25 protein-coding genes and 2 pseudogenes are annotated in these 24,502 nt (G+C 64.1%); 5 read left to right on the top strand and 22 right to left on the bottom strand.

Annotated features, from left to right (window positions below; genetic code table 11):
- Positions 1 to 14: 14 nt before the first annotated feature.
- Together RSP_RS21355 and RSP_RS21350 are read right to left on the bottom strand one after the other, a co-directional pair.
- The gene (locus tag RSP_RS21355) at positions 15 to 551 is read right to left on the bottom strand and encodes a hypothetical protein (protein WP_227590688.1); all 537 of its coding nucleotides are present in this window, start codon (positions 549 to 551) and stop codon (positions 15 to 17) included.
- A complete protein-coding gene (locus RSP_RS21350) occupies positions 548 to 970 on the bottom strand; it encodes a GNAT family N-acetyltransferase (RefSeq protein WP_160384180.1) in 423 nt (140 codons plus the stop codon). Before RSP_RS21350 ends, RSP_RS21355 begins: the two co-directional genes overlap by 4 nt.
- A 500-nt stretch (positions 971 to 1,470) precedes the next feature.
- Here RSP_RS21350 and RSP_RS21345 point away from each other — a divergent pair, with 500 nt between their 5' ends.
- Positions 1,471 to 1,803: a hypothetical protein gene (locus RSP_RS21345; RefSeq protein ID WP_147176093.1), complete on the top strand. Its 333-nt coding sequence runs from the start codon at positions 1,471 to 1,473 to the stop codon at positions 1,801 to 1,803.
- Between the two features lie 7 nt (positions 1,804 to 1,810).
- Here the strand turns inward: RSP_RS21345 and RSP_RS21340 are convergent, their stop codons facing one another.
- From RSP_RS21340 to RSP_RS21245, 20 genes are all read right to left on the bottom strand, one after another.
- Complete coding sequence (locus RSP_RS21340; protein WP_011331489.1) at positions 1,811 to 5,221, bottom strand: conjugal transfer protein TraG N-terminal domain-containing protein; 3,411 nt, start codon at positions 5,219 to 5,221, stop codon at positions 1,811 to 1,813.
- 3 nt (positions 5,222 to 5,224) lie between these two features.
- A complete protein-coding gene (locus RSP_RS21335; protein WP_011331488.1) occupies positions 5,225 to 6,622 on the bottom strand; it encodes a conjugal transfer protein TraH in 1,398 nt (465 codons plus the stop codon).
- A 10-nt stretch (positions 6,623 to 6,632) separates the two neighbouring features.
- Positions 6,633 to 6,878 carry a hypothetical protein gene (locus tag RSP_RS21330; protein ID WP_011331487.1) on the bottom strand — a complete coding sequence of 82 codons (246 nt, stop codon included), beginning with the start codon at positions 6,876 to 6,878 and terminating at the stop codon, positions 6,633 to 6,635.
- A 7-nt stretch (positions 6,879 to 6,885) separates the two neighbouring features.
- Positions 6,886 to 7,719: a conjugal transfer protein TraF gene (locus RSP_RS21325; RefSeq protein ID WP_011331486.1), complete on the bottom strand. Its 834-nt coding sequence runs from the start codon at positions 7,717 to 7,719 to the stop codon at positions 6,886 to 6,888.
- Entirely contained in the window at positions 7,712 to 8,110 is a 399-nt protein-coding gene (traF, locus tag RSP_RS21320) for a conjugal transfer protein TraF (RefSeq protein ID WP_011331485.1), read from the bottom strand. Before traF ends, RSP_RS21325 begins: the two co-directional genes overlap by 8 nt.
- A gap of 1 nt (position 8,111) precedes the next feature.
- Complete coding sequence (locus RSP_RS21315) at positions 8,112 to 10,220, bottom strand: conjugal transfer protein TraN (RefSeq protein ID WP_011331484.1); 2,109 nt, start codon at positions 10,218 to 10,220, stop codon at positions 8,112 to 8,114.
- On the bottom strand, positions 10,217 to 10,969 hold the full coding sequence (gene trbC, locus RSP_RS21310; protein ID WP_011331483.1) for a type-F conjugative transfer system pilin assembly protein TrbC: 753 nt from the start codon (positions 10,967 to 10,969) through the stop codon (positions 10,217 to 10,219). Before trbC ends, RSP_RS21315 begins: the two co-directional genes overlap by 4 nt.
- Positions 10,930 to 11,916, bottom strand: a complete 987-nt coding sequence (gene traU / locus RSP_RS21305; RefSeq protein ID WP_011331482.1) for a conjugal transfer pilus assembly protein TraU — start codon at positions 11,914 to 11,916, stop codon at positions 10,930 to 10,932. The genes trbC and traU overlap by 40 nt, the downstream gene beginning before the upstream one ends.
- Complete coding sequence (locus RSP_RS21300) at positions 11,913 to 12,551, bottom strand: hypothetical protein (RefSeq protein WP_011331481.1); 639 nt, start codon at positions 12,549 to 12,551, stop codon at positions 11,913 to 11,915. The genes traU and RSP_RS21300 overlap by 4 nt, the downstream gene beginning before the upstream one ends.
- Positions 12,527 to 13,057: a S26 family signal peptidase gene (locus RSP_RS21295; protein ID WP_011331480.1), complete on the bottom strand. Its 531-nt coding sequence runs from the start codon at positions 13,055 to 13,057 to the stop codon at positions 12,527 to 12,529. Before RSP_RS21295 ends, RSP_RS21300 begins: the two co-directional genes overlap by 25 nt.
- Entirely contained in the window at positions 13,054 to 13,413 is a 360-nt protein-coding gene (locus RSP_RS21290; RefSeq protein ID WP_011331479.1) for a TrbI F-type domain-containing protein, read from the bottom strand. The genes RSP_RS21295 and RSP_RS21290 overlap by 4 nt, the downstream gene beginning before the upstream one ends.
- Positions 13,391 to 13,708 carry a hypothetical protein gene (locus tag RSP_RS21285; protein WP_011331478.1) on the bottom strand — a complete coding sequence of 106 codons (318 nt, stop codon included), beginning with the start codon at positions 13,706 to 13,708 and terminating at the stop codon, positions 13,391 to 13,393. Before RSP_RS21285 ends, RSP_RS21290 begins: the two co-directional genes overlap by 23 nt.
- Positions 13,705 to 16,188 carry a TraC family protein gene (locus RSP_RS21280; RefSeq protein WP_011331477.1) on the bottom strand — a complete coding sequence of 828 codons (2,484 nt, stop codon included), beginning with the start codon at positions 16,186 to 16,188 and terminating at the stop codon, positions 13,705 to 13,707. The genes RSP_RS21285 and RSP_RS21280 overlap by 4 nt, the downstream gene beginning before the upstream one ends.
- Complete coding sequence (locus RSP_RS21275) at positions 16,185 to 16,613, bottom strand: TraV family lipoprotein (protein WP_011331476.1); 429 nt, start codon at positions 16,611 to 16,613, stop codon at positions 16,185 to 16,187. Before RSP_RS21275 ends, RSP_RS21280 begins: the two co-directional genes overlap by 4 nt.
- On the bottom strand, positions 16,610 to 17,863 hold the full coding sequence (locus tag RSP_RS21270; protein ID WP_011331475.1) for a TraB/VirB10 family protein: 1,254 nt from the start codon (positions 17,861 to 17,863) through the stop codon (positions 16,610 to 16,612). The genes RSP_RS21275 and RSP_RS21270 overlap by 4 nt, the downstream gene beginning before the upstream one ends.
- Positions 17,863 to 18,582: a type-F conjugative transfer system secretin TraK gene (locus tag RSP_RS21265; RefSeq protein WP_011331474.1), complete on the bottom strand. Its 720-nt coding sequence runs from the start codon at positions 18,580 to 18,582 to the stop codon at positions 17,863 to 17,865. Before RSP_RS21265 ends, RSP_RS21270 begins: the two co-directional genes overlap by 1 nt.
- Positions 18,579 to 19,169: a type IV conjugative transfer system protein TraE gene (locus RSP_RS21260; protein WP_227590687.1), complete on the bottom strand. Its 591-nt coding sequence runs from the start codon at positions 19,167 to 19,169 to the stop codon at positions 18,579 to 18,581. Before RSP_RS21260 ends, RSP_RS21265 begins: the two co-directional genes overlap by 4 nt.
- Positions 19,133 to 19,423 (bottom strand): type IV conjugative transfer system protein TraL, encoded by a 291-nt coding sequence (gene traL, locus RSP_RS21255; protein ID WP_011331472.1) that lies wholly within the window; start codon positions 19,421 to 19,423, stop codon positions 19,133 to 19,135. The genes RSP_RS21260 and traL overlap by 37 nt, the downstream gene beginning before the upstream one ends.
- Before the next feature lie 66 nt (positions 19,424 to 19,489).
- Positions 19,490 to 19,840, bottom strand: a complete 351-nt coding sequence (locus RSP_RS21250; protein WP_011331471.1) for a hypothetical protein — start codon at positions 19,838 to 19,840, stop codon at positions 19,490 to 19,492.
- Between the two features lie 128 nt (positions 19,841 to 19,968).
- A complete protein-coding gene (locus RSP_RS21245; RefSeq protein WP_017140546.1) occupies positions 19,969 to 20,295 on the bottom strand; it encodes a hypothetical protein in 327 nt (108 codons plus the stop codon).
- An 853-nt stretch (positions 20,296 to 21,148) separates the two neighbouring features.
- On the opposite strand from RSP_RS21245, the gene RSP_RS21240 reads away from it, so the two are divergent.
- The 4 genes and pseudogenes from RSP_RS21240 to RSP_RS21225 all read left to right on the top strand — a co-directional run.
- Positions 21,149 to 21,676, top strand: a complete 528-nt coding sequence (locus RSP_RS21240) for a hypothetical protein (protein WP_160384182.1) — start codon at positions 21,149 to 21,151, stop codon at positions 21,674 to 21,676.
- Positions 21,677 to 21,841: 165 nt separating this feature from the next.
- Positions 21,842 to 23,059 carry a replication initiation protein RepC gene (repC, locus tag RSP_RS21235; protein WP_011331470.1) on the top strand — a complete coding sequence of 406 codons (1,218 nt, stop codon included), beginning with the start codon at positions 21,842 to 21,844 and terminating at the stop codon, positions 23,057 to 23,059.
- A gap of 288 nt (positions 23,060 to 23,347) precedes the next feature.
- A pseudogene (locus RSP_RS21230) lies at positions 23,348 to 24,001 on the top strand (transposase); the annotation flags it as partial.
- 57 nt (positions 24,002 to 24,058) lie between these two features.
- Positions 24,059 to 24,502: pseudogene (locus RSP_RS21225) on the top strand (IS66 family transposase); the annotation flags it as partial.

Below are 24,502 nucleotides of genomic sequence, written 5' to 3'. Positions count from 1 at the left end.
AACACAGAGTGACTTCATTTCAGGATCGGTCGAAACCATACGTTGATGAACCCCGTATCCAGCGCAATGAATGGTTCGAATTCAATTTCAATGCGCGAAGCCTCCCAGCAACCAAGATAATGGAATAAAAGCTTGTTCTGACGGTGCAGCGACGTCGAAACTTCCGATCCATTGATCAATACGATCGCGACATTATTCTCCGGCACGTGCGTTTTGTCATTTACGTCGACGCCGTGCTTCTTGAGCGAACGATCAACGCGGGTGTACTGGCCCACGACGCAGATCGTGCCGGTTTCGGACAGACGAACTCTGGTTGCCCCCGCCTCCGCCTCCGTCGCCAGCCAGTCGAGGAGAGCCGCGGCCGAAGTCAATTCGGGCGCGGTGACCTGCGCGTGCGCAGCCAGCGGGAATATCCCGCCCGCTACAACGGCTGCGCAGCACCACCTTATCAAACAACGCAATCGAGATCGCTTCCCACATACCATCACATCATCCTCCGTCTTGAGAGTTTGGCTCAACCAGCTGGCCGGCCGTCGGGGCTTGAAATTCATTGGAATCGTCGCACGTAACTGCCGCCGACCACGCCGAAGCCAAGGCGCTTGACAAGCTTATGGGTGCGGCCGGGATCAATACCCGAGGTAGTATGGAGCATGATCTCGTGGGCACCTCTTCTGGCCGCCCATGTCAGCATGTGCTCCATGAGGCCAAGAGCTGCCGATCCGCCATTCAGCGAACGACGTGCTGTCCTGGCGACAAAGACGTTATTGATGGTGGCCACCAGCACGCCGGTACCAAGGAAGTACTCACCCAGACGGCATGATGAGAATCCGATCGGCGTGCCACCTTGCCAAGCGATAAATCCACACTGCAGCCTGCGATCATCAGCTATCGCTTGTATGGCCGCACGTGCCTTGCCCTCACAGAAGGCAATATACGAGAAGCGGCTTTCGGCATGCGCATCCCTGACCAAGTGCAGGATCGGACCGAGATCGTCAGCACGCCCAAGCTCCCGAACGACAGTGTGCTCACCGCTGCGGGATCGCGCAAAAGCGGACCTCATCAAGCGTCCGCTGTCGACAGCCGTTGTTGTCACAATTGACACCTCTCCACATAGCCGCTGTCAAAAGCCTGGAACTCTCGGCCTTTCGCCGTATCAGTGGAGGGCTCGGACCTTGCGCATGTCAAGAAAAATAGAGCTTTATATGGATGAGGCTGGGCATGTGCAGTGGGACTCGACACAAGAGAAGGTTTACCATCTCTTAGCTCTTTTTAGTGGCTTACTGCGTTAGTTCGCCTTGGTCGTACTTTGTTCTTCAGCCTTGCGTTGTTCAAATCTTGCGCTATCCTCAAGGTGAATGAGCTGCTCGAACCTCTTCGGCGGGCGTTTGTTGTATCTAGGATGTCGTTATGACCCTACCCCCGAGACAGGCAAGTTTGCCCAAGCTACCCGGCGTCTCTTGCGGCGCTCAGATGCCGAAGCACAAGGCATGGTCGATGTCTCGCATCTTGAGGGTTGTGTTCGAGTGGATTCTCGGCGCAGCGGGCCTCTACTATCTATCAGCCGGCGTCTGGTTCATGAGCGCTGCGACGACATTTTTTGGTGCCTTTCTGGGGGTAGTTGCACTGGTGCCACGATACGGCACTAGAAGCGGTGCGGGACCGGCTCAGCTCAATCTGTTGTTGGTGGATAGTCCTTCGCCGTTGGCTCCGGTGGATGTGGAGCCGCATAGCTTCGCCGCGCGCGAGTTCGTACTGGGCACGCCGGAGTATCATGCTCACCGAGCCTTGTTGGGTTGGCATTGATTGCCCATCATCTGTCAATCCGAACCGAGCCTGTGAAAATGTGCCCGCCGATGCGTATCGGCGGAGCATCACGAGCTTCCGTCTCACGGGCGAGCCAGGACGGGATGAGGTTTTTCTGGTAGCCGCTTTCCACCAGATGGTTCATTCCGGCCGGTGAGTAGTAGTGCGTGGCGCCTTCAGTAAAGTCGGGAACCAGCCCGGCCATCACGAGATCGGCAACGTAGGCGGCGCGCTCATAAGCCGCCTCGCCGGGGTTGTATTTGGCGACGAGAGCGTTCCCTGATCCGTCCGCGTTCCAGGCAGAGAACTGGCGTGGCTGCAGGCTGACGTCTGCCACGTTGTCGGGAAACCTGACGTCTTCCGCACGGTTGCGGATTACTAGCGCAACTGCCGCCATGCCGACATTGCCCTGATCGGCGGCCTCGCCGAGGATGGTGCGCACCATGACGTCCCGCTCCTGCGCTGAGTATGCTCTCGGCAGCATCGGCGAGGGATACAGGGCCGCATTCTGGTTATCCGGCGACGAGGGCAAGTCGTCGCCATCAACGAAAGGGCGGCCGAGCACCTCCATGAATTTTTCCGGGTTCTGACTGTAGTAATCCAAAGCCGCGCCTGGCGACGTCCAAGCGGCAGGATGTGCCTGCTGCAGCTCTGCCGCCTCGGCGGCGCCAACGTTCAGCCAACCAAACACGCGCTTGTAGCCGGCCTCCCCAATCGTCTGCTCAGCGCCACTGGCCAGAGCAGACCGGTTGGATTCGAGCAGCGGATTTTCCTCCCTCACCTTGTCACCATGGTAGCGGGTAAGGTTGAGATGGTCGCCTTGCGCATCGCTTTCAGCTTGGCCAATCGCTCCATCGACAGAGCTGCGCTGAGCATCGAGCGAAATTGATCGCGCATTTGGCGTGCCTGCATCAAGAGTAGCTTCGCGGGGCAGATCCTTGCGGAAGGCGCTCTGATCGACCTGCACCTCGTAGTCTTGTGTGCGATCTTGGGGCCCGGGCCCGACCAGACCGTTTACGAGGTCGTCCACCACGCGGCCGACGATCTGCTTGCCTTCTCCCATGGCCGCGCCTGTTTTCGGATTGAAGAAGTCGCTTACTTCGAGCGGGTTGTGGCCACCGCGGACCAGTTCGTTGCCGATCATCTGATTGAGGTTCATGTCGAGAGAGGTGCCACCAGACTTCAACCGGCTCTCCGCTTCCGAATAAGATTTGGCCTCCTCCAGTCTCGAAATGTAACTTTCCGCCAGGCGTTCACCTTCGTCCAAGCTGAAGCGCCGGTCCTCTCCCGCCGTGGTCTGGCGGCCATGCGTGTCAGAGGAGCTGGCCGAGTAGCGCGCCGAGTTGATTGTGCTCACGTCTTTGTCAATGCCAGCACTTGTGGCAGCCTTAACGATTTCACTGAACCGTTCGTCGGATTTGGCTCCCAGATTGCCCGACAGAGAGGCGCTTGCACCGGCCTCCAGACCGGTCAAGCTAGAGATAGCTGATCCTAGTGCTCCTCCCGCCTTCGCTTGAAGGTGAGCGGCGATGCCGGCGCCTATTGCGACGTCGGTCGAGATGCCATGATCGCGCGCAAAGTCCTCAACTCGCTTGAACGACTCCGCGACCCTTGTTGTCTCTGTCGCTTGTGAATCAGTGGCATATCCCTTGTTTGCCATCTTCCCGCTGGTGAAGCTCTGCCCGAAGCTGTTGATCTCGGATGCCCCCTGGCTGATGTAGTCCGAGAGCTCGGAAGCCGCGCTTGAGGCGGCGGTGCGCGAGCTTTCGGCGCGGCGGCTGACTTCGGACCGGACGGCTTCTCCGAACTGCGAGGTCATGGCGCCGGAGGAGACGGCGGTGCCGGCGGCCCAGTTGTAGCGCCCGTCCGCGTTCTGCGTGATGACCGCGCCGTTGTCTCCCACCATGCTGTCCCGGCCGACGTCCCACATGCTCGAGAGGTTCATCTTGTTGGCCGCGTAGTTGTTCATGGACATGTTGCCGAGGCTGATCGCGCCGGTTGCGGCCTCGCGCCCGGACTCGATTGCGGCCCCCTGCCCCACGTTCAGCATCGAGGTCGCCATGCCCACCATGCGGTTGGCGCCGAACAGGATGGCCGTCGCGAGGAACGGCACCGACATCATGAGGTAGCCCGCGACGCTGCCCACATCCTGCTCGACTGCCCGGATCCCGAAGTGGTTCGCCCATGAAAGCACCACGTCGCTCACCGATCCGTCCGAGGTGACCGCCCCCGCCTCGCGGTAGAAGCCGGTGGAGGCCTTGATGACGACCGAATGCAGGATCGCGCTCAAGGGCTCCCAAGCCGCGATCCAGACGAAGCCGCCGGCATAGCCCTTGAGCACGGTCATGGCGAGCGGGGTCATCATCATGAGGACGGCCATCGGGAAGGCGGCGTAATAGAGCGTCTCGAAGACGATCTTCAGGAGCGGCACCCATTTGGCGGCGCTGGCGCCGATGGCGGCATAGCTCGAGCGCGTCTGGATCTCGGCGCGGGTCGCCTGATAGATCTCCATCGCAGCCGAGTTGCCCGAGTTGGCGATGAAGCGCTTCATCCCGTCGTCCATGGCCGTGACATACATGGCCTGCTTCACGGTTTGCACGGACGAGGCCGAGGACATGGCCATGAGCTGCTGGAAGTCGCTCAGCGTGCCCTTCAGCCGGTTCACGTTGGCTGCGCCCGAGGAATTGACGCCCTGGAAGATCCCGGCCGCCTTGCGCGCGAACACCTTGTTCACGTCGGTGGTCACGGCGGCCCGGACGTTCGCCCAGCCCTCGGAGCATTTGCGCGTCGCGCCCTTCACCACGTCGTAATAGGCCATCGAGGCCGGCATGTTCGAGGCGATGTAGCTCTCGAGGTTGCCGGTCGTGGCCACCATTTCGAGCTCCATGTGTCCGAGCGCTGCCGCGTCGAGAACGCAGTTCTGCATATAGTTGACCAGGTTCTCGTGGATCTTTGGCGTGACCGCCCGCCAGTTCGCGGCCTGCGACAGGAGGGTGGCGCCGAAGAGGATCCCGTTCTTCTGGTAGGTGAGGTTCGTGGGCGTGGACATGAGCGTTTCCATCTGCCCGGTCAGGTAGTAGCTCACGGCCGAGGTGTAGTGCCCGAGCATCGCCACCGGCGTCGGCACATTGTCCACGACCCCGTAGATGGGCACCGTTCCGCTGGTCTTGTCGATGATGACCACCGAGGATTTCGGGCCGAGGGTGAACATCATGACGAGCATCATGGTCAGCACATATTTCATGGCGGAGCCGAGGCTGCCGCCGAAGGCCAGCTGCAGCGACGCCCAGCCGATGCCGATGATCGTCCCGATGGCGAGGAGGTTCTTGAAGTTGCCCGAGGAGGTGTAGGCCCCGAGCATCTGGAACACGTCATAGAGATAGAAGGCGCCGCCGGTCGTGTAGATTTCCCACTGCATGGATTAGCGCCCCTGTCCCATCATCGAAGCGAACTTCGTGGAGCTGCCGGCCGTGAGCATGGCCTTGTGAAGCTGCAGCTTCTCGATGGCCGAAAGCGCGTCTGCATACTTTTCGGCGGCCTCGCGGCGCAGCGTGCCGAAGCCGTTCTGGGTGTTGCGGATGGTCTCCTGGAACTCGCGGACAATGTCGCCGAACGTGTCGACGTTCGAGGCCGAGCGGCCCATTTCGGTCAGGGTCTCGTTCATGTAGAGCATGGCGAGCTCGACCGCGACGAGCTCGGACAGGAGCGCGATCTCGTCGTCCACGAACTGATACTTGTAGGCCCGGGCCGTCTTCAGCGTCTCGTAGACCGGCGCCGAGGTGAGGCCGATGATGCCGATCATTTCCTCGGTCAGCTCGGTATCGTCGCGGATCGCGTCAGAGAGGGCCTTCACCACCTTCCGGACCCGCGCGAAATAGGCGTCATCGCGCGCGAGGGTCACGTCCTTCCACGTCGGGTTCAGGCACTTGTTGGTATCGTTGCATTTCAGGATCGGGATCGTGCCGCCATCGACCAGAGCCACCAGCATTTCCGGAGTGAAGGCGCGGGGAGCGATGGTCCGGTGCTTCGGCCCCTCATTGTCGTTCGCGGCCCCGGTCGTGATGATCGTGCCGGTCATCGACATGAAGAGCTCGCCGATGGTCGGGTTCGAGGCGAGGAAGCCGTTCTTCTTTACCGCGCGCCAGGCGTAGTTGATGTCGACCGGGACCTGATCGGCGAGCGCGCCCTTAGCACCGCGGAGCGTCTGGTTCTGCTTGCCCTCGGTCCCGCAGCCGTGCCGGCGGGACACGGCGTCGGCGAACGTGCCGTTCATGCCGCCGACCGTCTGGCAGATGTGCTGAGACGCGCCGTCCATTTTCGGCCAGAGGGAGCCCACGAGCATCTGCCCCGCCTCGCAGGAGTTGATGTTCATGGCGTTCACCTCCTGCAGCAGGTCGCGCAGCTTGGCGACCTGTTCGGCCACGGCCGGCGACAGGCTCTCGAGGGCCAGCTCGAAGGCGAAGCTGGAGGCGTTCTGCATGATCCCCTCCATGAGGTAGATCATTTCCTCCTTGCTGATGAACGAGAAGGAGCCCCCGAAAATGTCGATGCCGCCGCAGCCGGCCCGCACCGAGGGGAGCTGGAACTGCAGCATGGAGCTGTTGCGCGGCTTGGTGCGCATGTAGAGCGAGCCGAGGGTGACATAGCCCCCCATCTGCCCCTGATAGGCTTGCGGCCGCGTCACGTTCACGCCGCCGCCGGTCCGCTCCCAGAAATCCTTCAGGTCGTCGCCAAGGCCGGCCGGAATGGCTGATCCCGCGGTGGCGCAGCTGAGCGCGCCGGCGAGGATCCCGCTCGAGATCCATTTCAACAGTTGCACGGGCTACTCCTTACGATCTGGAAGAGAGGGCGAGGCCGATCAGGCCCCAGAGGGCCGAGGCGCCGAAGACAGTCATGGTGACGAGAAAGGGCGTCCAGTTGGGCTCCGGGCCGAGGATCCCCGCATAGACGGCGCCGATGATGACGAGGTGGAGCGCTAGGGCCGCCAACGAGAGACGGAAGAGGTCCAGACACCGTTGACGCCTGCGCCGGGCCGAGAGGCCGCCCGAGGTTTGCGGATGAAAAGCATGGGACATGACTGCCTCAGTATCTTTGGCCGGCGGGGATCTGCGTCACGACATGGACGCGCTCGAGGATCGTGTCCTCGGTGAGAAGCCCCGAGCCGATCGGCTCGACCGTGCCGGTGCGAGGTTCGACCAGAGCGATGGTCGGGCGCGGGCTGTCCGCGAGCTTCAGCGCCTTGAGCTGGCCCGTATCCACCACGGCGTTCGGGAAGAGGGGATGGAACGAGCCGTCCACCGTCACGACGATGGGCTCGATCCCATATTGCTCCTGCATCCTGCGGATGACTTCGAGCTGCGGCGTGCAGAGGCCGCAGATCGCAGCATCCTCCACGATCACCATGAAGCCGAGATTTGCCGCCGCGTCCTTCAACGAGGCCTCGCGCGCCACGCGCATCTGGTCCTGATAGACCGAGCCGCCCATCTGGGTCATCGGGAAGCGGGTGTTGATGTCGAGCGAGGGCGTGCGGAAGAGGATCCTCTGCCACTGGTCGGTGAAGCTCGCGGCCATCCGGCTCATCTTTTGCTGAGCCTCCATGTAGGCCTGCACATTCTCCGGCGACGGCTCGAGCACGGCGCGATACTTCAGCTCATCCAGCTCCTTGCGATATTCCTCGATCTTCTGGGTGTAGCTCTTCTCGGCCGGTGCGGCGGGAGCCTGCGCCGCAGGTGCGGCCGCGGCTGGCAGCTTCGGCTTCTCTTCCTTCTTCGCGCGCGTGGGGTCGCAGTAGAAATTCCAGCCGGTCGTGATTTCGTCGCGGCAGTAGCCGTAGGCCGAGCCCGCGCCGCCGTTCGCCAGCGCGGCCGAGCCGCCGAGAGACGCGCCGATGAGGGCCGCGAACACGCTCTTACGCATAGCCCGCCTCCCGTGCTGCAGTGAGGGTGGCCCGGACCTGCCCGAGATAGGCCCGCGCGTTGCGGAAGCCTTCGATGGTGGCGAAGACCCGCTGCGAGGGCAGATGGACGAAGAGGAGCGTCGGCCATTGCCGGACGCCCGCCGCGAGCGGATGGCCGCGGGCGTCCACGAACTCCTCGAACGGTGGGATCGGCCGGCCGTCATGGGACGCGACCAGAACCGGCAGCCCGGCCGGGCCGGCCGCGGCATGGAGCGCTTGGGCAGCGCCCTTGCAGAACGGGCACCAGCTCGCGCCGACGAGGATGAGTCCCACGGGTGCGGAGGGATCGGCGACGGCAGGCAGGGGTGCCAGCGCGGCCGCGGCCCCGAGGATCAGGGTGCGTCGGTTCATGTCACTGGCCTCCCGCCGCCGCGCCTGCCATGGCATCGAACCGGTCGCGCATGTATTTCGTGACGTCCTTCGAGGCCGGGACGGTGGCCCCGTTCATCATGTCGCCGAAGGCTTCCGAGAGATCGATCTTGTCCCAATCGATCGTCTCGATCTCGTCGAGCTTGATCCCGTTGCAGTTCGGCTTCTTGGCCGACCCCCAGCTCGTGGCGGTGAGGTGGTGGATCTCCTTCTGGAAGACCATGGCGAGCTGGCTGTTGAAGGTGCAGTAGCTCCGGCGCTTCGAGACGCAGACGCCGAGCACCTTCCGCGAGCAATAGGTGCCGATATAGACGGCGGCCTTCGCCTGGATGCGGTCGATCAGCGCCAGCTCGCTTTCCGAGCAGGAGTCGAGGATCCCGTTGGCCCAGCCGGAGTCCTTGCAGCAGTTCATGTAGCCGAGGGCGCCGACCTTGCACTTGCGATTGACGCCGCCGAAGAGCTTCACGTCCTGCATGTCGAGCGACTTTTCGCTGTCCTTGGCGGCCTCATCGAGCACGCTCAGCCAGGAGGCCGCCATCGGGAAGTCCTTGTTCACCTCATCTGGAATGCCCTCGCAGAGATCGCCCACGCACACGTTGGTGGCAGAGCAGGAGTCGGGCAGGCTCATCCCGCCCCCGCACTTGTAGCCATATTCCCAATGCTGGCAGGTCTTCGGCGTGGGCCCCACTTCCTCGTCCGCTTCAGCGAAGGTGAGGCAGGTCTGGCTCACCTTCTTGCAGCTCGGATCCTTCAGGAACGGTCCGCAGTCGGTGGCATTCGGAGATTTGCCGTCGAGGCACTGGAAGCTCTGCTTGTAGGTCCAGCAGTCCCGCGAGACCGGAAAGCCCATGACGGTGCGGATCTCCGGTCCCGAGGTGCAAACCGTGTCCTGTGCCGCGCAGCCCTGATCGGCCGGACTCGGGTTGCAGGAGTTTGTGAGCTTGTCCTCGATCCGCTCGATCTTGGTTTCTACCAGCCGTGCAGGCTTGTGGTTCTTCAGGTCATTGAAGCAGGAATAGTCGAAGCGTTGGAGTTCGCATCCGTTCGGCCCCGATGTAATGCACTTCTGGCGATCCACCTTGCAGGCCGGCGTGGCCTTGAGGCTCTTGCACTGGTTGCCGCTGATGCAGCGATAATCCCGCTCCTTCTTGAGGCACTGAGCTCCTTCGCCCGTGCAGATGCGATAGACAGCATAGCGGTAGATGGAGCCCACCTTCTGCTTGTTGCCCCAATCCGCGTGGTAGACGCAGTTTCCAATGGAGATCGGAGTGCTGTTTGTCTTCGCCGTCCTTTCCTGTGGCCCGGATGTGTCCCAGAAAAGGCGGAGGCTTCCGTCCGATGACTTCTCCCAGCCGTAATACCTTCCGTCGACCCGGCCGTTGTATGGCCCCTCCGTCCACTCGTTCCTGCTCCATTCCACGCAGCGCTCCTGAAGGAACGTGCACTGGTTGTTGGGGTTACCTTCAGGCAGGTCAGCCTTCGGGCATTCTCCCGTGGCGTCCGGCACGCAGGTGACGGTCAGATCGCTTCTGGCGATGTCGCACTGCCAGTAATCTCGCCGATCCACCTCCACCGTGCGGGTGATCGTGCAATCCTTGCTGGTCATGGCCGTGTGGGAGTCGCAGTAGCGGACGAAGCTCTCCATGACGCTGAAGTCGGTGAAGTTGCAGGCCGGGTTCTCCGTCTCGGACCCCGAGAAATACTGCCCGGCGATGGAATCCGCGTTCTTGATGGCAGCGTCCGCAGCCTGGAGGCCGCCATAGCTGCCGTCGAGCTCATAGGTCGGCCGGAGCTGCGAGCTGCTTTGCATCTTCTGATAGACCTTGGAGCTTTCGCCTCCCGAGATCGCCTCCTCGCGCCCGCGGCTTTCGAGGCTCGAGCCCGGGATCGACGCCTCCGGCAGGTCGGTGCCGGCGTAGGGCGTCACCGTCTCCTCGATCTTGCCGGTCGTGAAGACGCTCGAGCCGCTGCCGATCTTTGCGGCATTGCCCGCGGCCTTTGCCCGCGCCGTCGGGTTCAGGTCCTCGGCCGAGGCTGCGCCCGCGGCCGCGGCCGCGAGAAGGAGAAGGATCGACAGGAGAGCGCGGATCATGGCTTTTGCTCCAGAAGCGAGCGGGCCACCGAAGCGGCCTCGCCATTGCCGGCCGCGATCACGCGCAGCGCGGTCTCAAGGGGCACGTTGCCGCTCACCCGATCATGCCGGGGCGGCGGATCGCCCTCGCAGGCGGGCGTTGCGCAGTCGCCGAGATCCTCGGCCAGCACCACGAGGGCCGGCACCGAGCGAATGTCGAAGCGCCGGAAGAGCGTCGGGTCGATCCCGAAGGCCTCGCCTGTCTCGTCCTCCGCAAAGACTTCCTCGAGCCTCGCCCGCGTGTCGAAGACGCTGTTGTTGACGAAGCCCCGAAACACCACCGTCAGATCGTGAGCGGTTGCCTCCCGCATCATCTGCCGGAGCGAAGTGTCGGGCATCGAGAAGGAGGCAAAGAGGATCGCGCGCGCCTCGCCGTAGCGGGCGCGGGTTTCGGCCGCGACCTCCTCCGCATCGGGGGCTCCGAGGAGGGCGCGCACGCGCGGATCGTTCAGCGCCCGGGTGCGGATCCCGGCCAGATCCTCGATCTCTACACCCTCGCGCGGCGGCTGGATCGTGAGCTCGCGGGCCAGCGCCTCGCCGCGGCGTTCCGCATCGCGAACGATCCGGTCGACCGGCGCCGCAATCCGACCGGTGGCTCCCGGCGCGAAGGCAGGATCGGGCAGCTCGTCCCCGGCGCTGGCGGTGCCTGCCGACAGGACGGCGGCCGCGATCAGAGCGCGCAGCAGTTGCGTTTGCGCCAGATGAGCCATCCGAAGCTCTCCCCTTTGTATGGAAACTGCCGCATGGAATCGACCAGCTGCGTGCTCGAGCCGAGCGGGCCGCAGGCATAGCGGCCGCTTACGGCCGCCCGCGGCCGCGTGACCTGGAAGCGATATTGCGACTTCTTGATGATCGGCGCGGTGGCGGTCGTGCAGAGCGCCGAACTGCCGGACGTCCGGCGCGCCAGCCCGAGCCGGTGCTGGCGCGCGAGCATTTTCGCCGTGACCGTCTCGCTGGCCTGGATCCCGCCGTAGTGCGCGTTGCTGTCGCCCTGCATGGGATACATGCCGCCCTGACACCCGTTGCACCAGAAGAGGCTGTCCATGGGCAGGCCGCCGGCCGAGGAGCGCACGCAATCGGCCGCACAGGCGGCCTGCGCGATGGGATTGGCGAAGAGGACCGCTTCCGGGTTCAGGATCGTGTTGAGCTCGGAGTCCTGCCAGAGCGGATCGAACTCGCTGATATAGGCAATGTCGAAGGCCGTGGTCTCGAGGCAGAGGCCATCCACGACCGTCCCGAGCCAGGAGATCAGCGGATAGTAATAGTAGTGCGCCTGCCACTTGCTGCCGGTCTGATCGCCGTCGCTCGAGGTGACGGAGCTCTTGCCGATGGAGAAGAGACCGAGATCGGCCTTGAAGCCCATGTTCACGAAGCAGCCGGCCTCGTTCGCGACGTCGGTCAGCCGGGCAGGCTCCCAGAGCCCGATGGCCAGGCCGACACGCGGCGGCGTGCCCGGGCAGAGACAGACCGGCAGCGACGGGTTCTTGGTGTCGGGCCTCTTGTTCAAGACCTTGATCGACCCGATCGAGATCGGGAAGATGCAGTCCCAGCAGACCTCAGTGATCGGATTCAGGAACTTCGCATTGCATTTCGCGAAGCTCGCGCCCGACGCGCCGATGCCAAGGGCAAGCGCCATGGCGAAGAACAGGCCCTTCATGGCTGCGCCTCCCCGGTCGGAATTTCCTCGATCAGAAGGATGGGATCGGCCCGTTTGATGACGCTCGGCAGTCGCTCGAGACCGAACCGGCTGACCATCACGGCGTCCTGATCGAACCAGAAGCGGCGGCCGTGCGCGCGGCCGAGCGCCAGCGGCGAGCCCTTCGCGATCACGATGAGGGTGTCGAGCTCATCCCCCTCTGCGAGGGCGAAGCGCACCTGATCCTCCGCGTCGCCGTCGATCACGACGATGCGTTTGGCGAAGGCGGAATAGGCGAGCGGATTGACGACCGTCCCGGCCCGGGCAAAGACGCGGCCCTGATGATCGGCGAGATCCTGATTCAGGGTGATCGAGGGATCGAATTCGAAGGCGCGATATTCCTCGGCCGGAGGCAGCTCGCTGCCCGTGTCCGGCCGCTCCACATAGGCGCGCGTCCGCTCCTGCATCGCCCGCTCCATTTCGGCGAGCTCTCCGCTCGCCTCCATGGTGCGGAGGCGGCCGAGAATCTGCTCAAGAAGATCCGGCTCGGCAATGGGAAAGAGCTTCCCATAGACGCCGAAGTCCTTGCCCGCCGCAGCCCCTGCCGTGCAGGCAACCACGGCGAGCGCGGTCAGTATCCGTGCGCGTCCGCCCATGCCTTCAGCTCCTTCCAATGAGGGACAAGGGTGGTGCCGACGCCCACGGCGCGGATTGTCTCCCGCGCGAAGAGGCCGACCGTGGCGTAGCGGCTGTCGAGACTGTCGGCCGAGCTGCCGAAGGCGGCGTAATGCCCGTCCGGGATCACGCCCTCGGCCAGCGCCGGCGCGAAGGGTGCGCCATCCTTCAGCGCGAGCGGATAGCACTCGCCTGCGACGCACACCGCACCGTCTCGATGCTCGATCCGGTCGCCCGGCAGACCGACGACGCGCTTGGTGAAGAGCAGACCGTCGAACCGTGCCGCATAGGCTGCGGGCGGATCGGCCGAGATCACGGCGCCCTTCCAGATCACCTTCGGCCAAGCCCACATGAGATAGGCGGGCTCGGGCAGAGAGTGCGAGGCATTGAGGGTGAGGCGGCCATTGTGCAGGAGCCAGAAGCCCGCCACGACGAAGAGCGAGCCTCCGATCATGAAGCTGCGCCGGGCGAGATCGCGCAGGGTCATGGCGTGCCCTTCGCTTCCCGCCACCGCGCCAGCGCCTTTTGCGAGACTTCCTGCGTAATATCGGGGGCGCCCGCGAGCACCGTGGCCGAATTGACCACGATGACGGAATGTTCGGCCGCGAAGTCCGCGATGGCCGCCTCGAGATCCGCCTGATAGATCTTCGCGGCCGCCTCATAGTCCGTGTCGGGCATTTCCTTGCCGCCCGCCCGGATGAAGCTGAGGACAGCCTCCGTTGCATCGAGCGTGACGATGCCCGTGGGCAGGCCCCGCGGTTGAGAAGCCAGCACAATGGCCAGGGTCAGGGCGACGCTGCCCATGCCCGTGAGAGTGAGTTCAACCGCCCGTCCGAGATCCACCGTTTTGTCCTTCCATGAGCTTGAGAAGCGGTCCGGGCTTGGCGTTCTGCGGCACATAGCCGTAGCGCATGAGGTAATTGCGCCTCACCTTGCACCAGACCTTGTAGGGATAGTGGGCGCGCTCCCCGAACGGATAGGCGGCATCCACGGCCGCGATCCGCTCCGCAAGCGTCGCCTCGGGCGGCAGGCGGTCATGAACGCACTCGATGGTCCTGCGGGCGCATTCCGACCAGCTGCCTTTGGCCGCCTCGCGCGTGGGGCGAGGACGCTTGAGATCCTGCCGCCGGGCTTTCATTCGACCGCCCCCTCCTCCACGAGGATGCGGATCGCCTCGACCGTCGTGTAACCCTGATCCTTCAGCCGGTTGATCTTCTCGACGGTCGACCCTTTCGAGGAATAGATCGCGAGGCTGAACGGATCGAGGAGCAGGCGGCCGAAGAACCAGCCGTTGGGACCCTTCACGCCCATTTCCGAGAAGAGACCCTTCACCGACTGGAGCGATTTGAGCTGGCCGGCGATGTGCGGAGAGACGGAGAGCCGTCTGTCCTGCACCAGACGGTCGATGGTCTCCGCCTTCTGCGCGAGGAGCACCGTCCAGTCGGAGTTCTGCAGGCAGACCGTGGCGGCCACGTTGTTGTAATAGTCGTCAATCGACTGCGTGCCGGTGATGAGCGCCCCGGTGTATTTCCGGGCACGCCGCACCACGCCTTCGATGAAGCGCGCCGTGGCGTGAGACTTCAGGAGATCCCAGGCCTCATCGATGAGGATGGCGACCGGCACCGCCCGCGGCGTCTTGAACATGAGTTCGGTGCCCAGAAACATGACGATCTGCAGCACGACGTCCTGGAGCACCTTCTGCCCCTTGATGTCGGAGAGCTCGAAGACCGTGAAGGCCGTCTCGAGCCGGAGCGTCGCAGGCCCCGCGAAGTAGTGCCCGTAAGGACCGCTCCGCGTGAACGCCTCGAGCTTCACCACCACATCGGCGAGCCGCTGATCCTCCTCCGCGAATGCGCGAAGCCGCTCCCAGACGTCCGTCACTTCGCCGGCCGCGCCCTTCTCGGCCCAGACGTCGGCCACGATCCGGGAGATCCGGCCCTCCTCGAACTCTTCGACGCGCGACTGCTTGCCCTCGCCGAGCGCGGCCATCGAGGCGATGATCCCGGTCACGAGCTCGATCGCATCCGCGCGATACTCGTCCTTTTCCATGTCCTCGGCCGAGAGCATGGAGAAGGGGTTGAGGCGGATCTGCACCGAGCCGTCGAAGCCCACGAAGGTGCCGCCCAGGATCTCGACCGTGTTCTTGAAGCTGTAGCCGTCGTCAATCACGACGACACGGCCGCCGGCCGCATAGATCGAGGTGACAAGCTCCTGCATGAAGACGGATTTCCCGGCCCCCGACTTGCCCACCACGGCCACGTTGTAGTTGCCGTCCGAGGCGAAGTTGTCCCAATCCATGATCTGGCCCTGCCGGCCGAGCAGGAGGACGCCCCGGCCGTTGCCGCTGCCGGTCCATTCGCCGTGGATCGGCGCCAGCGCCGATGCAGCCTCGGACTTGAGGATCTTCATGCGCTGGAGCTTCTTCAGATCCTCCATGCGCTTGCCGTGAACCGCGAACGGCAGCGCCGCGAGAAAGACCGGGAGCTGCACGAACGTGTCGTTCTCGAGCACCAGTCCGGCGTAGCGGTAGATCTTCGCCACCTCGGCCAGGGAATGGCGCGCATCCTCGGCCGTGCCCTTGGCATAGGCGCAGACGACATAGGTCGTGTCGAGCAGCCGCTCGCCGAGCTCGACTTGCTGGTTCAGCCCCTCGAACTCTGCCATCTTCTCCGAGAGGCCGGTCGCGAAGCGGGCGAACTGCGTCGAGGCCGTGTGCTGAAGGCCCGCCCGCTTCTTCATCAGGAACGAGGTGGCATCGCTCTTCGACCGCACCCGCATGGTGAAGGACGTCAGCACCGGCCCGGCCGGCCGCTCCGCGATCCGTTCGGGCACGCCGTTCAGCAGAATGCCCAGCACGAATTGCCACTCGCGCGGGAAGCGGCGGACGGTGGCGCTCGAGACCGCCATGGGCGGCTCGCCCATGAGGCCGATGGCCGTCCGCTGGACCGTGAGGCCCGCGCCCGGCAGCTGGTGGTTCAGCGCCTCCTCCGCCGTGTAGGTCAGATCGGAGATCCCGACGAGGCCGCGGCAGTGCAGAACCTCGCCGAGGAACTTCAGGAAGTCGTCCGGCCCCAGGTGACGGACATAGGCTTCGCCGCCGAACACCGAATAGAGCGAGCGGCGGAAGTTTTTCAGCTCCTTTTGCTGGCTGAGATCGGCGTCGCCGTCGAGCCAGCAGGCCACGAAGACCCGCCGATGGTGAGGCAGGGCCTTGATGACGTGATCGGTGCCGAAGCGGGCGCCCCGCAGATGCGCCATGCGGCGCTGCGCCATTTCCATCACCAGCTCATCGCCGCGAAGACGATGCCGGGCCCACCGGACAAGTTGCCCGTCAATGTCGGGCGAGGTCCAGTTGAGGAACTGGATCGTAGCGCCGTTCGGCGCGTTCGAGTTGATGACGGCCTGCAGGTTCGAGGCCACATCGTCGGCGCCCACGACCGGGTTCACCTCGATCAGGAAGCCCGTGGAGTTTTGGTTGAAGAAGAGCTCGCTCTCGGGATCGAAGAGACGGTAGGGCAGCAGGTCCGCCACAATGTCCGTGGCCAGCGCCTGCGGTTCGTCCTCGGACCAGTCGGGATCGTCAAAGAGCCCCTGAAACAGTGCCTTGAACGCGCTCATTGCGACGCCCACCGCGCTTCGCGCACGACGAAATGGACGAAGCTCGCCTCATAAAGCAGCCCGTCTGCATCGCGATGCGGGGCGATCCAGAGCGTGCCAACCTCTTCGGGCACCCGATATTGCTGCGCGCGGTAGGGTGCGCCGCCGTCGCCCATGGAGGACTGGCTCACGACGGTCAGCTTGCCGCCCTTGCCCGAGCCGACCCCGAGCGGCGACTGCGACATTTCCTTGCCGAGCGTGTCGCTGAAGGTCTCGCGGACCGGCGTGACCGCGCTGCCCGAGCCCACGTCAGCCTCGCTGATCGTGGCGCAGGCGATGCCCTCCTGCGCCGGGCAGAGGAAGTCCTTCTGCGTGTTGCCGCCGCAACCTGCGAGGGCGAGGATCGCGAGCCCCAGGCTCGATGCGATGAGACTGCGGGCGATCATTTGAGCGAAACCCCTTCCATGAACACAACTTCCACATTCGTCCCGGCGTAGAGCGAGACGACCGGCTGATATTGCTCCGCGCGCTTGATGTAATATTCGGCCAGCCGGTCAGCGGCGCTGGCGGCACCGCCGCCCACCACGCCCGCACCCGCGCCGCCGAGCACCGAGCCCACCGTCTCGGCCCCGTCATTGGAGGAGGCGATGCTCGCGGCCGACGTCAGCGCCTTGGCAAAGCCGCCGAGAGCGCCCGCGATGGCCGCGTTCGTCGCCAGATTGCCCTCGCGGCTGACGACATGCCCGCGCACGCCCGCCTTGCCCGAGCCTGCGACGAGCCCTGCGACCTGCGTTTCGATCACCTTGTTGCCGCGGCCCATGCAGGTCAGCGTCGTGAGCCGGACATAGACGCGCTCGCTCGAGAGATCGCCCATGGCCGAGCCAAGCACCGTGCAGCCGGTCAGGTTGATCCGCCGGCCTGCGCCCGCACCGGCGGCGGCCGTCACGGCCGGCCCCGTGATCCGCACGAGGACCGGCACCGGGTTGTCCCGCGAGACGACGCCCGTGGAGGCGTCGACCCCCGAGATCACCACGGCGGGTGCATAGCTCCCGGCCGGGATGTAGGAGTGCAGGTCGCGCACGTTGCGCGAGCTCTCTTCTTCCGGCGTCGTGGGCTTTTCCGGCTTCGGCTGCAGCGTGAAGTCGACCGATGCGCCCGCGCCGAACCTTTGCACCATGGGCGCCGCACCGGGAGCGCCGGGACCGGCAGCGCCACCCTGCCCTGCCCGCCCGGCCGCGGGCGTCCGCGTCCCGCCCGAGACGAACTCCTGCCCGTAGCCGGGCGCCTGAGCCTCGCCGGTTTCTCCGCCGACGGCCGGCACAGGCGCGCCGGTCTTCAAGGAGTTGATCTCGGCCTGTTGCTGGACGATCACCTCGTCATACTGCGTGCGCAGCTCCTCGAGGTCGCTGGCCTGCTTCTCGGCCATGCCCTTCACCGTGTTGGTGAGCTCCGTCACGGTCTTGTTGAGCTGGTCGATCTGTTCACGGCTCTGCCGCGCCCAGCTGAGCTCGGGCGATGCGTTCGAGGTGCGGTCCGCGATGATGGTTTCGTCAACCCGATCCGGGGCACCGGAGGAGCGGAAGGCAGCCTGCTTCCGGTTCATCACCTGCCCGAGCACGATGATGATGAGGAGAAGGCCGCCCCCGATCAGGCCGAGGACAATCCATTGCTGCTTCTTGCGTGCGTCCGACGACATTACCGCTTCTCCACCACCACGACCCAGGCATGGTCGGAGGGGCCGAGCGCATTGCGCTGGACCCAGACCCCGAGCACCTTCGACGTGTAGAAATCCTGCGGGCGGACATAGCGGCCACCTCGGCCGCCAGCCGCGACAATGACCTTGGCGCGCATTCCCGTGCCGCTTTCCGATCCCACGACCGATCCGTGCGAGCGTTTCGGTGCGGCCTTCCCGGCAATGTGCTTGTCGATGGTGGCGCGGGTGAAGGCCACGAGGCCGGAGGCATAGCCGCCCCCGCCCTCTCCGCCGGCAAGTTCGAAGCCTTCGGACCTGGCCTCCGCGGCGGGCGCCGCACCTGCGGTTGCCCCTTCGGGCGGCATTCCCGCTACCGAGATCAGCACCGTCTCCGCTCCGAGCCGCGCCGAAGGCGTCAGCTCATAGCTGATCGTCACGCCACGCTCGGTCAGGATGTAGCCGGTCTCCGGGACGAGCTTCGCCTTGTCCCCCGCATAGCGGAGGAAGACGTCGCCCGTCGTCTCATCGTTCATTTCCTGAAACGACGTCTGGTCCTTGATGATCCGGCGGATACGGTCGCCGGCCACGCTGATCCGCGTGACTTCCTCGGCCGAGGCCGAGATCCGCACCGAGCCATTCGGGCGGGTAGTGAGCCGCTGGTCGGCATGGACGGCCGACGCGACGACGGCCGCCAGAGCGGCGGACATGAACAGGCGGATCATTTGGGAACCTCTTGCAGCTCCATGCGGGACAGCCGGATCGAGGAGCCTTCTTCGATGAAGGTCAGCATGATCCGCCGCCGCTGGGCGCTCACTTCGGTGGTGTCGAGGTAGGTGGAGAGCATCCCCTCCACCACGATCTGGAGCCGCGGAAGGTTGTGCTCGATCTTCTCCGGACGGAAGACCGTCGAGATCCTGCGCAACTTGATGTCGTCGGCAATGTCGTCATAGGCGTCGAGGAGCCGGGCACGATCCTCGGCCGCCGAGATCCGTTCGATCACGTCGCGACCGTAGCGGATGGTGGCGGGGCTCACGGTATACATGGCGTAGACCGCATCGAGGCTCAGTGCCTCGATATATCGGACGTCTGCCGCCCCCCGTGCCACCATGCCGTCCGACACACGGGACGGAATGAGCACGACCTGCGTGTTCTCCTGACTGATCCGCCAGGTAAGGAGGAGGTTTGCGGCAATCGAGACGCCGAGCATGAGCGTTACGACGTTGCGGGCGCGCTGCGCGCCCTTCATCCGACGCGAAAGCGTGGCGAAGTCCATCAGCCCCTCCACATCGTGACGGCGCTGTCCGGCCACGATTTCATCGGGCTCAACTCGGCGGGCAGATACCAGTAGGTGAGAGCGAGGATCCGCTCGAGGCCACCGTCACCCTTGATGCGCTTCCAGAGCACATAGCTCACGAGGCCGAGGATGATGCCGGCAACGGCAGCCTGCATGGCAAGGCCAACCCCGGCGGGTGCGAGAAGGGCCAGGCCCTCGTCGATGGGAAACAGCAGGATGCGGCCTTGCTCCTGCAGTCTCTGTTCGATCTTGATGACTTTCTCCTGCATCCGATCCCTCCGCGCAGACAGAAACGGCAAAGGCCGCGCAGCCGGAGGCCGCGCGGCTCTGTCCGCTCAGAGGGTGGGTTGCGCAGGAACGTCGAGGGCGGGCGCCTCGACCATATCGATCGACGCGGTGACACCGCCGACCGAGGACACGATGCTCAGGCCATAGCCGAGGAAGAGCGACACGGCGACGGCGGTGATGACGTAGGTCCAGCGACCCGTCGCCATCAGGGTCACGGCCGCCACGACGATGGAAATGATGAGGATCAGGTAGCCGCCGGCGCCGGTGAGCAGCGTCGTGAGCGTCGTGGTGATTTCGGAGAAGCCGGCCTCTACGCCGGTGGTGGAACCGGCAGCGAAGGCGGCCGGCGCGAGCAGCATCATGCCGGCCGCAGCCAGCAGGGGGCGTTGGATCTTCACTTGTAACCTCGTTTTTTCTGTCAACACGGTGTCACGGCGGTGGCCTGACGGCCCCACCATACTCATCGGAACATCAAAAACAAGTTTTGATTTGCGGACAGACGGTCAGTCAGTATGCCGCATAGATATCATTTGCTGCCGTAAGATATCACCAAGTCCCATAGCTCTCGCTGGTTACGAACCTCCGGCCGGATCGGGACTGTTACGGAGCTTTTCTCGGGGGTATACTGCGTAACGAACGACGCAATGCCTGGCCATGTCTTGAGCAGTCGCGGCTCGTAACGCACCTGCTTCACGAGAACCTTGGCTGTGCCGTCCGGATACTCGAGAACGACATACCATCCGATCACCTCGTCGGAGCTTCCCTCGTCACCAGCGGCCACGAACCGGAGCTTCGCCCCCTGCGCGATCTCATCCGGCACACCCGCTTCCCAGATCACTCCCGGAATGCTCATACTTCCCCTTTCCGTTTTCAACGCTGTCCCTGAGCAAGAATGATTATCGAAGGCGTTACGCCCTTCTGACTTGCCCTTGCTCCGTCCTAGCAAATGATTATGCACCCCTAAACCTGATTTTTCGGGCAGCAGACCGCGATGAGCGGTCATAGACCCCGGTTCAGGCGCTGTGGCGGCGTGGCAAATCCACGCTGCAGAGAGACGTTGCGACTGACTACGGAGGCAGGAGAACCGCCTTCGGAACGCCATAAGTTGCCGTGCGGCAATCTGGCGCACGCAAACATTCGCACATAATCATCTTGGCAACATCAGTCCATCAACCTAGAGATAGGCTGACCGCGCTGGTTGCTTGTGAATATGTTTCCGATACCGGATTCAAGAATCAGTATAGATTTCTCATCGCGCGGAACGGCAAGAGTATGTGAGGAAGTTGCAGTGGTTGCGATCCCAGCAGGAAGTGAGGCGTTTGCCGAGCATGTGCGGACCCAAGGACACGTTGATGTGCACCTTGAACTCTCTTTTGGCAGCGAGCGGGAAGCGGCGGGGTTCAGTCTGTCAGTAGATTTGGGCTCTAACGCGCGAGCTGTTCTCTATTCGCGGTCGCACCCAGCGCCACGAGTCGTTCGATCACACGCGGCGTTGCGTCGACTGCTGGCGCAGTTTGGCGTTGAGGCTGCTCATGTGCCGCTTACGCCCGGGTCCGTCAGGTGTTGGGTCGGGAAGACGCGGGTTGCTCCGCGCCTTGATGCGAGCAACCTGATCGCCTTCCCAGCCGCTCTCGCTGCGCAGACTACTGTGGAACAGCCTTCGGTGAGGCGCGCCAGCTCTCAGCTCTAAGGGAGGCGTTCTCGAGATGCAGCGGCTCGAACAGGATCTCGATGCTGGACCCGATGTTGGTCATCGCGCGAAAGCCGATGTGCGTCTCAGGCTGCCCGGGCCACTGTGCATAAAGCTTGTGGGTGATAACAGCCGTGGTGGCTCGCTTCTTACTCATGACGGTTCTCCAAAATCCGTGCTGATCGGCATGGTCGCGGGACGCGCCCATGTCGGTCTGCCGCGTGGCGAACGCGGGGGGTGCGATGCCTGGCTCGGCGGGCCGGAGGGGGATCACCCGCCTGCACGGAGCCGCAGGCGGAGGAAGGTGGGGATACCGGCCCGCCGACGTCTGCGCCCGGCCATTGGCATCGCGGAGGGCAGCGCCCTCTTTGACGGACAACGCATTGCACAGCTCAGCGACCTGAAAACTCGCCTCATGTGCGCCGAGCGCTTCATGGGCAGCGGCAATACGCAGTGGGAGGCCCGAGCAGCACGCCATGCTCGCAAAGCTGAAATCTACGGAGGGAATTACGCCAAGCAAAAAGTAACCCCCGCGCGGCGGTAACCGGCGGGGGAAGCTACAGCTCAGGGCGGGAACCCTGAACAGCCTCTGGATCAAGGCTAGCTGTAGCGTCTCCCCAAGAATCGGGCAAGTCGAAACCGCAGTTTCTGCGAACGATGGAGCTTTGCCGGGACCGCCTCGCTCACGGACATAGAGCGAGTATAAAGTATGTTATCCATCCAGCTTCAGGCTGAACCCGAGAAAATCTACCCCTCCCTGCCCGGGCGCTTTCAACGGAGCGATGTGGAACGAGTCGTCACAGCGTGCAGCGCGGCTTTGGGCTTGTCGAGCGCGTGCCTGCGAGCGTTGTTGGTAATGGTTCACGCGACGAGGCCCAGCGACTGGCGGGATGAGCAAAGGGACGCGGTATGCTTCATGCAGCAGGTCCAGGTGGCGGCACGCCTTGGAGTGACACCGCGGGCGCTCCGCTATCAGGAGGCGCGCCTCGAGCGGCTTGGCCTCTTGAGACGCAACGTTGCCGCGGACGGAAGTCGCGGTCGCTTTGGCGGTGGCGACCTTATCCAGGGCATCTCGTTCGCCCCCTTGATCGAAGCGTTCCCAAGCTTGCTGCGGATCGCGGAGCAGCTTGAGGCCGCCGAACGCGAGCGTCAGGTCTTGCGACGCCGTGTGTCGGCCGCGCGCCGGATCTTGAGCCAGACCCTCACCCGTCTGGCGGCACTGGATAAGGCGGTTCCCGGCCTCACGGAGGTTCTCGCGTCCATGCCCCGACGCTACGACGCATTGGATGGCAGCGAACTCGGCGCCCTCCTTCAGCGTGTGGACAAAGCTGCTCGCGAGGCGCTCCGGCACCTCGAAGTGCAGCAGGTTTCTTCCGGCGTGCCGGAAAATTCCTTCCGGCCTCATATACAAGATACAACGCAAGAAAATCCTGTCTGTAGCGGCTCCTCCGCCATTGAGCGGACCGCCCGCAAGCGGGCGGATAGCATCAAGCCCGATGCCGCGCCGGACGGCACTGCATCCTGCTACGAAAAAAAGCATGGCTTGGCCGACCGAGGGTTCAAGCCTAGATATTTGGACACGTTTACGCCGACACAGCTCTACGAGGCAGCGTCCCCCGACATGCAGATGTATCTGGATGCCGGCCGGCGTAGCGATAGCACCCTCACGGCGCACGATTTTATTCAGGCAGCCATCGCGATCTTGCCAGCTCTTGGTGTCAACGCCAGCGCCTGGGACGAGGCCGCAGATACCATGGGCGATCTCCCGGCGGCCTTGTGTGTGCTCGTCCTCGATGCAAACCGTTACCGCCCGGTGAACCCTGTCTGGAGCCCCGGGGGGATGCTGCGGGCGATGACAGCCAGGGCTCGGAGTGGAGGCTTAAACCTACACGGTTCGCTGATAGCACTTCAGCGTCGTGCCGGGTGAGGCCATTGCGTGGCTCTCGTCTGGAGCGGCGCCGCGAGCACGTTCGTCTTGCGGTGGCTGTTACCAGATCCTTGGCCACCAGCGTCCGTCCAGGCTGGGGCACGGTTTCTTGGGACATCGCGGAATGCGCTTCCCCAAGGAACGGGGGGTTGAGCATGGATGACAAGAAGGAGCAGAACCTGGCGCAGCGAAGGCCTCCGCGCCGGGGCCGGTCCCGGGGTAATCCTCCCCAAGGTTAGAGGGCTGCGAACGTAGCATTTTCTCGGCAAGATGGCGGAGGAGATTCCGATGATGAAGAGCCGTTTCACCGAAGCCCAGATCATGGGTGTGCTGCTTCAAGCGGAGGGCGGCTTGGCCGTGCCCTAGCTGTGAAGCGAGCATGGGATCAGAAGCGCGACGTTCTACAAGTGGCGCGTCAGGTGTGGCGGCATGGACGCGTCCATGATGAGTAAGATGAAGGCGCTGGAACACGAGAACCGGCGGCTGAAGCGCATGTTCACCGACCTGAGTATGTGGCAGACCTGCTTCGCGAGGCTCTTGGAGAAAAGTGACGCGGCCAGCTCAGCGCCGGGACTGGGCCGAGAGGGCGGTGGCGACGAAGGGGATCAGCATTGCGCTGGCTTGCCGGGCGTTCGGGGTCAGCGAGACCTGTTTCCGCTACAGCCCGAAGCGCGATGACGAGAACGAGATGATCGCCGACCTTCTGGTCGGGCTGACCAATGTCCACAAGAGCTGGGGTTTCGGCCTGTGCTTTCTGCACCTGCGGAACGTGAAGGAGTATGCTTGGAACCACAAGCGGGTCAACCGGATCTACTGTGAGCTGAATCTGCGGATCAAACCGCGGCGCAGGCTGAAGCGGGAGAAGCCCGAGGAACTGACCGTGCCGGCGGCCCCGAACCTGGTCTGGTCCATGACTTAATGGCGGACCGCCTTGCCGACGGCAGCCCCCAAAACCCATATTTTGTTGGGCGTTCCACCCGTTCAGGGTATGCTTTGGGCATGTCCGATACCGCTTCAGAGATTGCTCGACTGCGCGCCGCTCTCGCGGCATCTCAGGCCCGTGCCGAGGTTGCGGAGAGCGAGCTGGCGCAGGCTAGGGCGGTGGTCTCCACCTCGGAGGCTATGATCAAGCACCTCAAGCTGGAGATCGCCAAGCTCCGACGTGACGACTATGGCCATAGCGCCGAACGCCGCGCCCGCCTGATCGACCAGATGGAGCTGCAGCTCGCGGAACCCGAGGCCGCCGCCACCGAAGACGAGATCGCCGCCGGGAAGGCAAAGACCACGGCGGTCGTCGGGTTCGGGCGCCGCCGCCCGGCGCGCAAGCCGTTCCCGGACCACCTGCCGCGCGAGCGCGTGGGGATCGAGGCACCGGCAGCGTGCTCCTGCTGTGCCTCGGACGGCATCGTGAAGATGTGCGAGGACATTACCGGGACGCCCGAG

The sequence above is a fragment of the Cereibacter sphaeroides 2.4.1 genome (genome assembly GCF_000012905.2).
Lineage (GTDB): Bacteria > Pseudomonadota > Alphaproteobacteria > Rhodobacterales > Rhodobacteraceae > Cereibacter_A > Cereibacter_A sphaeroides.
This window is presented reverse-complemented; position numbering and strand designations above follow the sequence as displayed.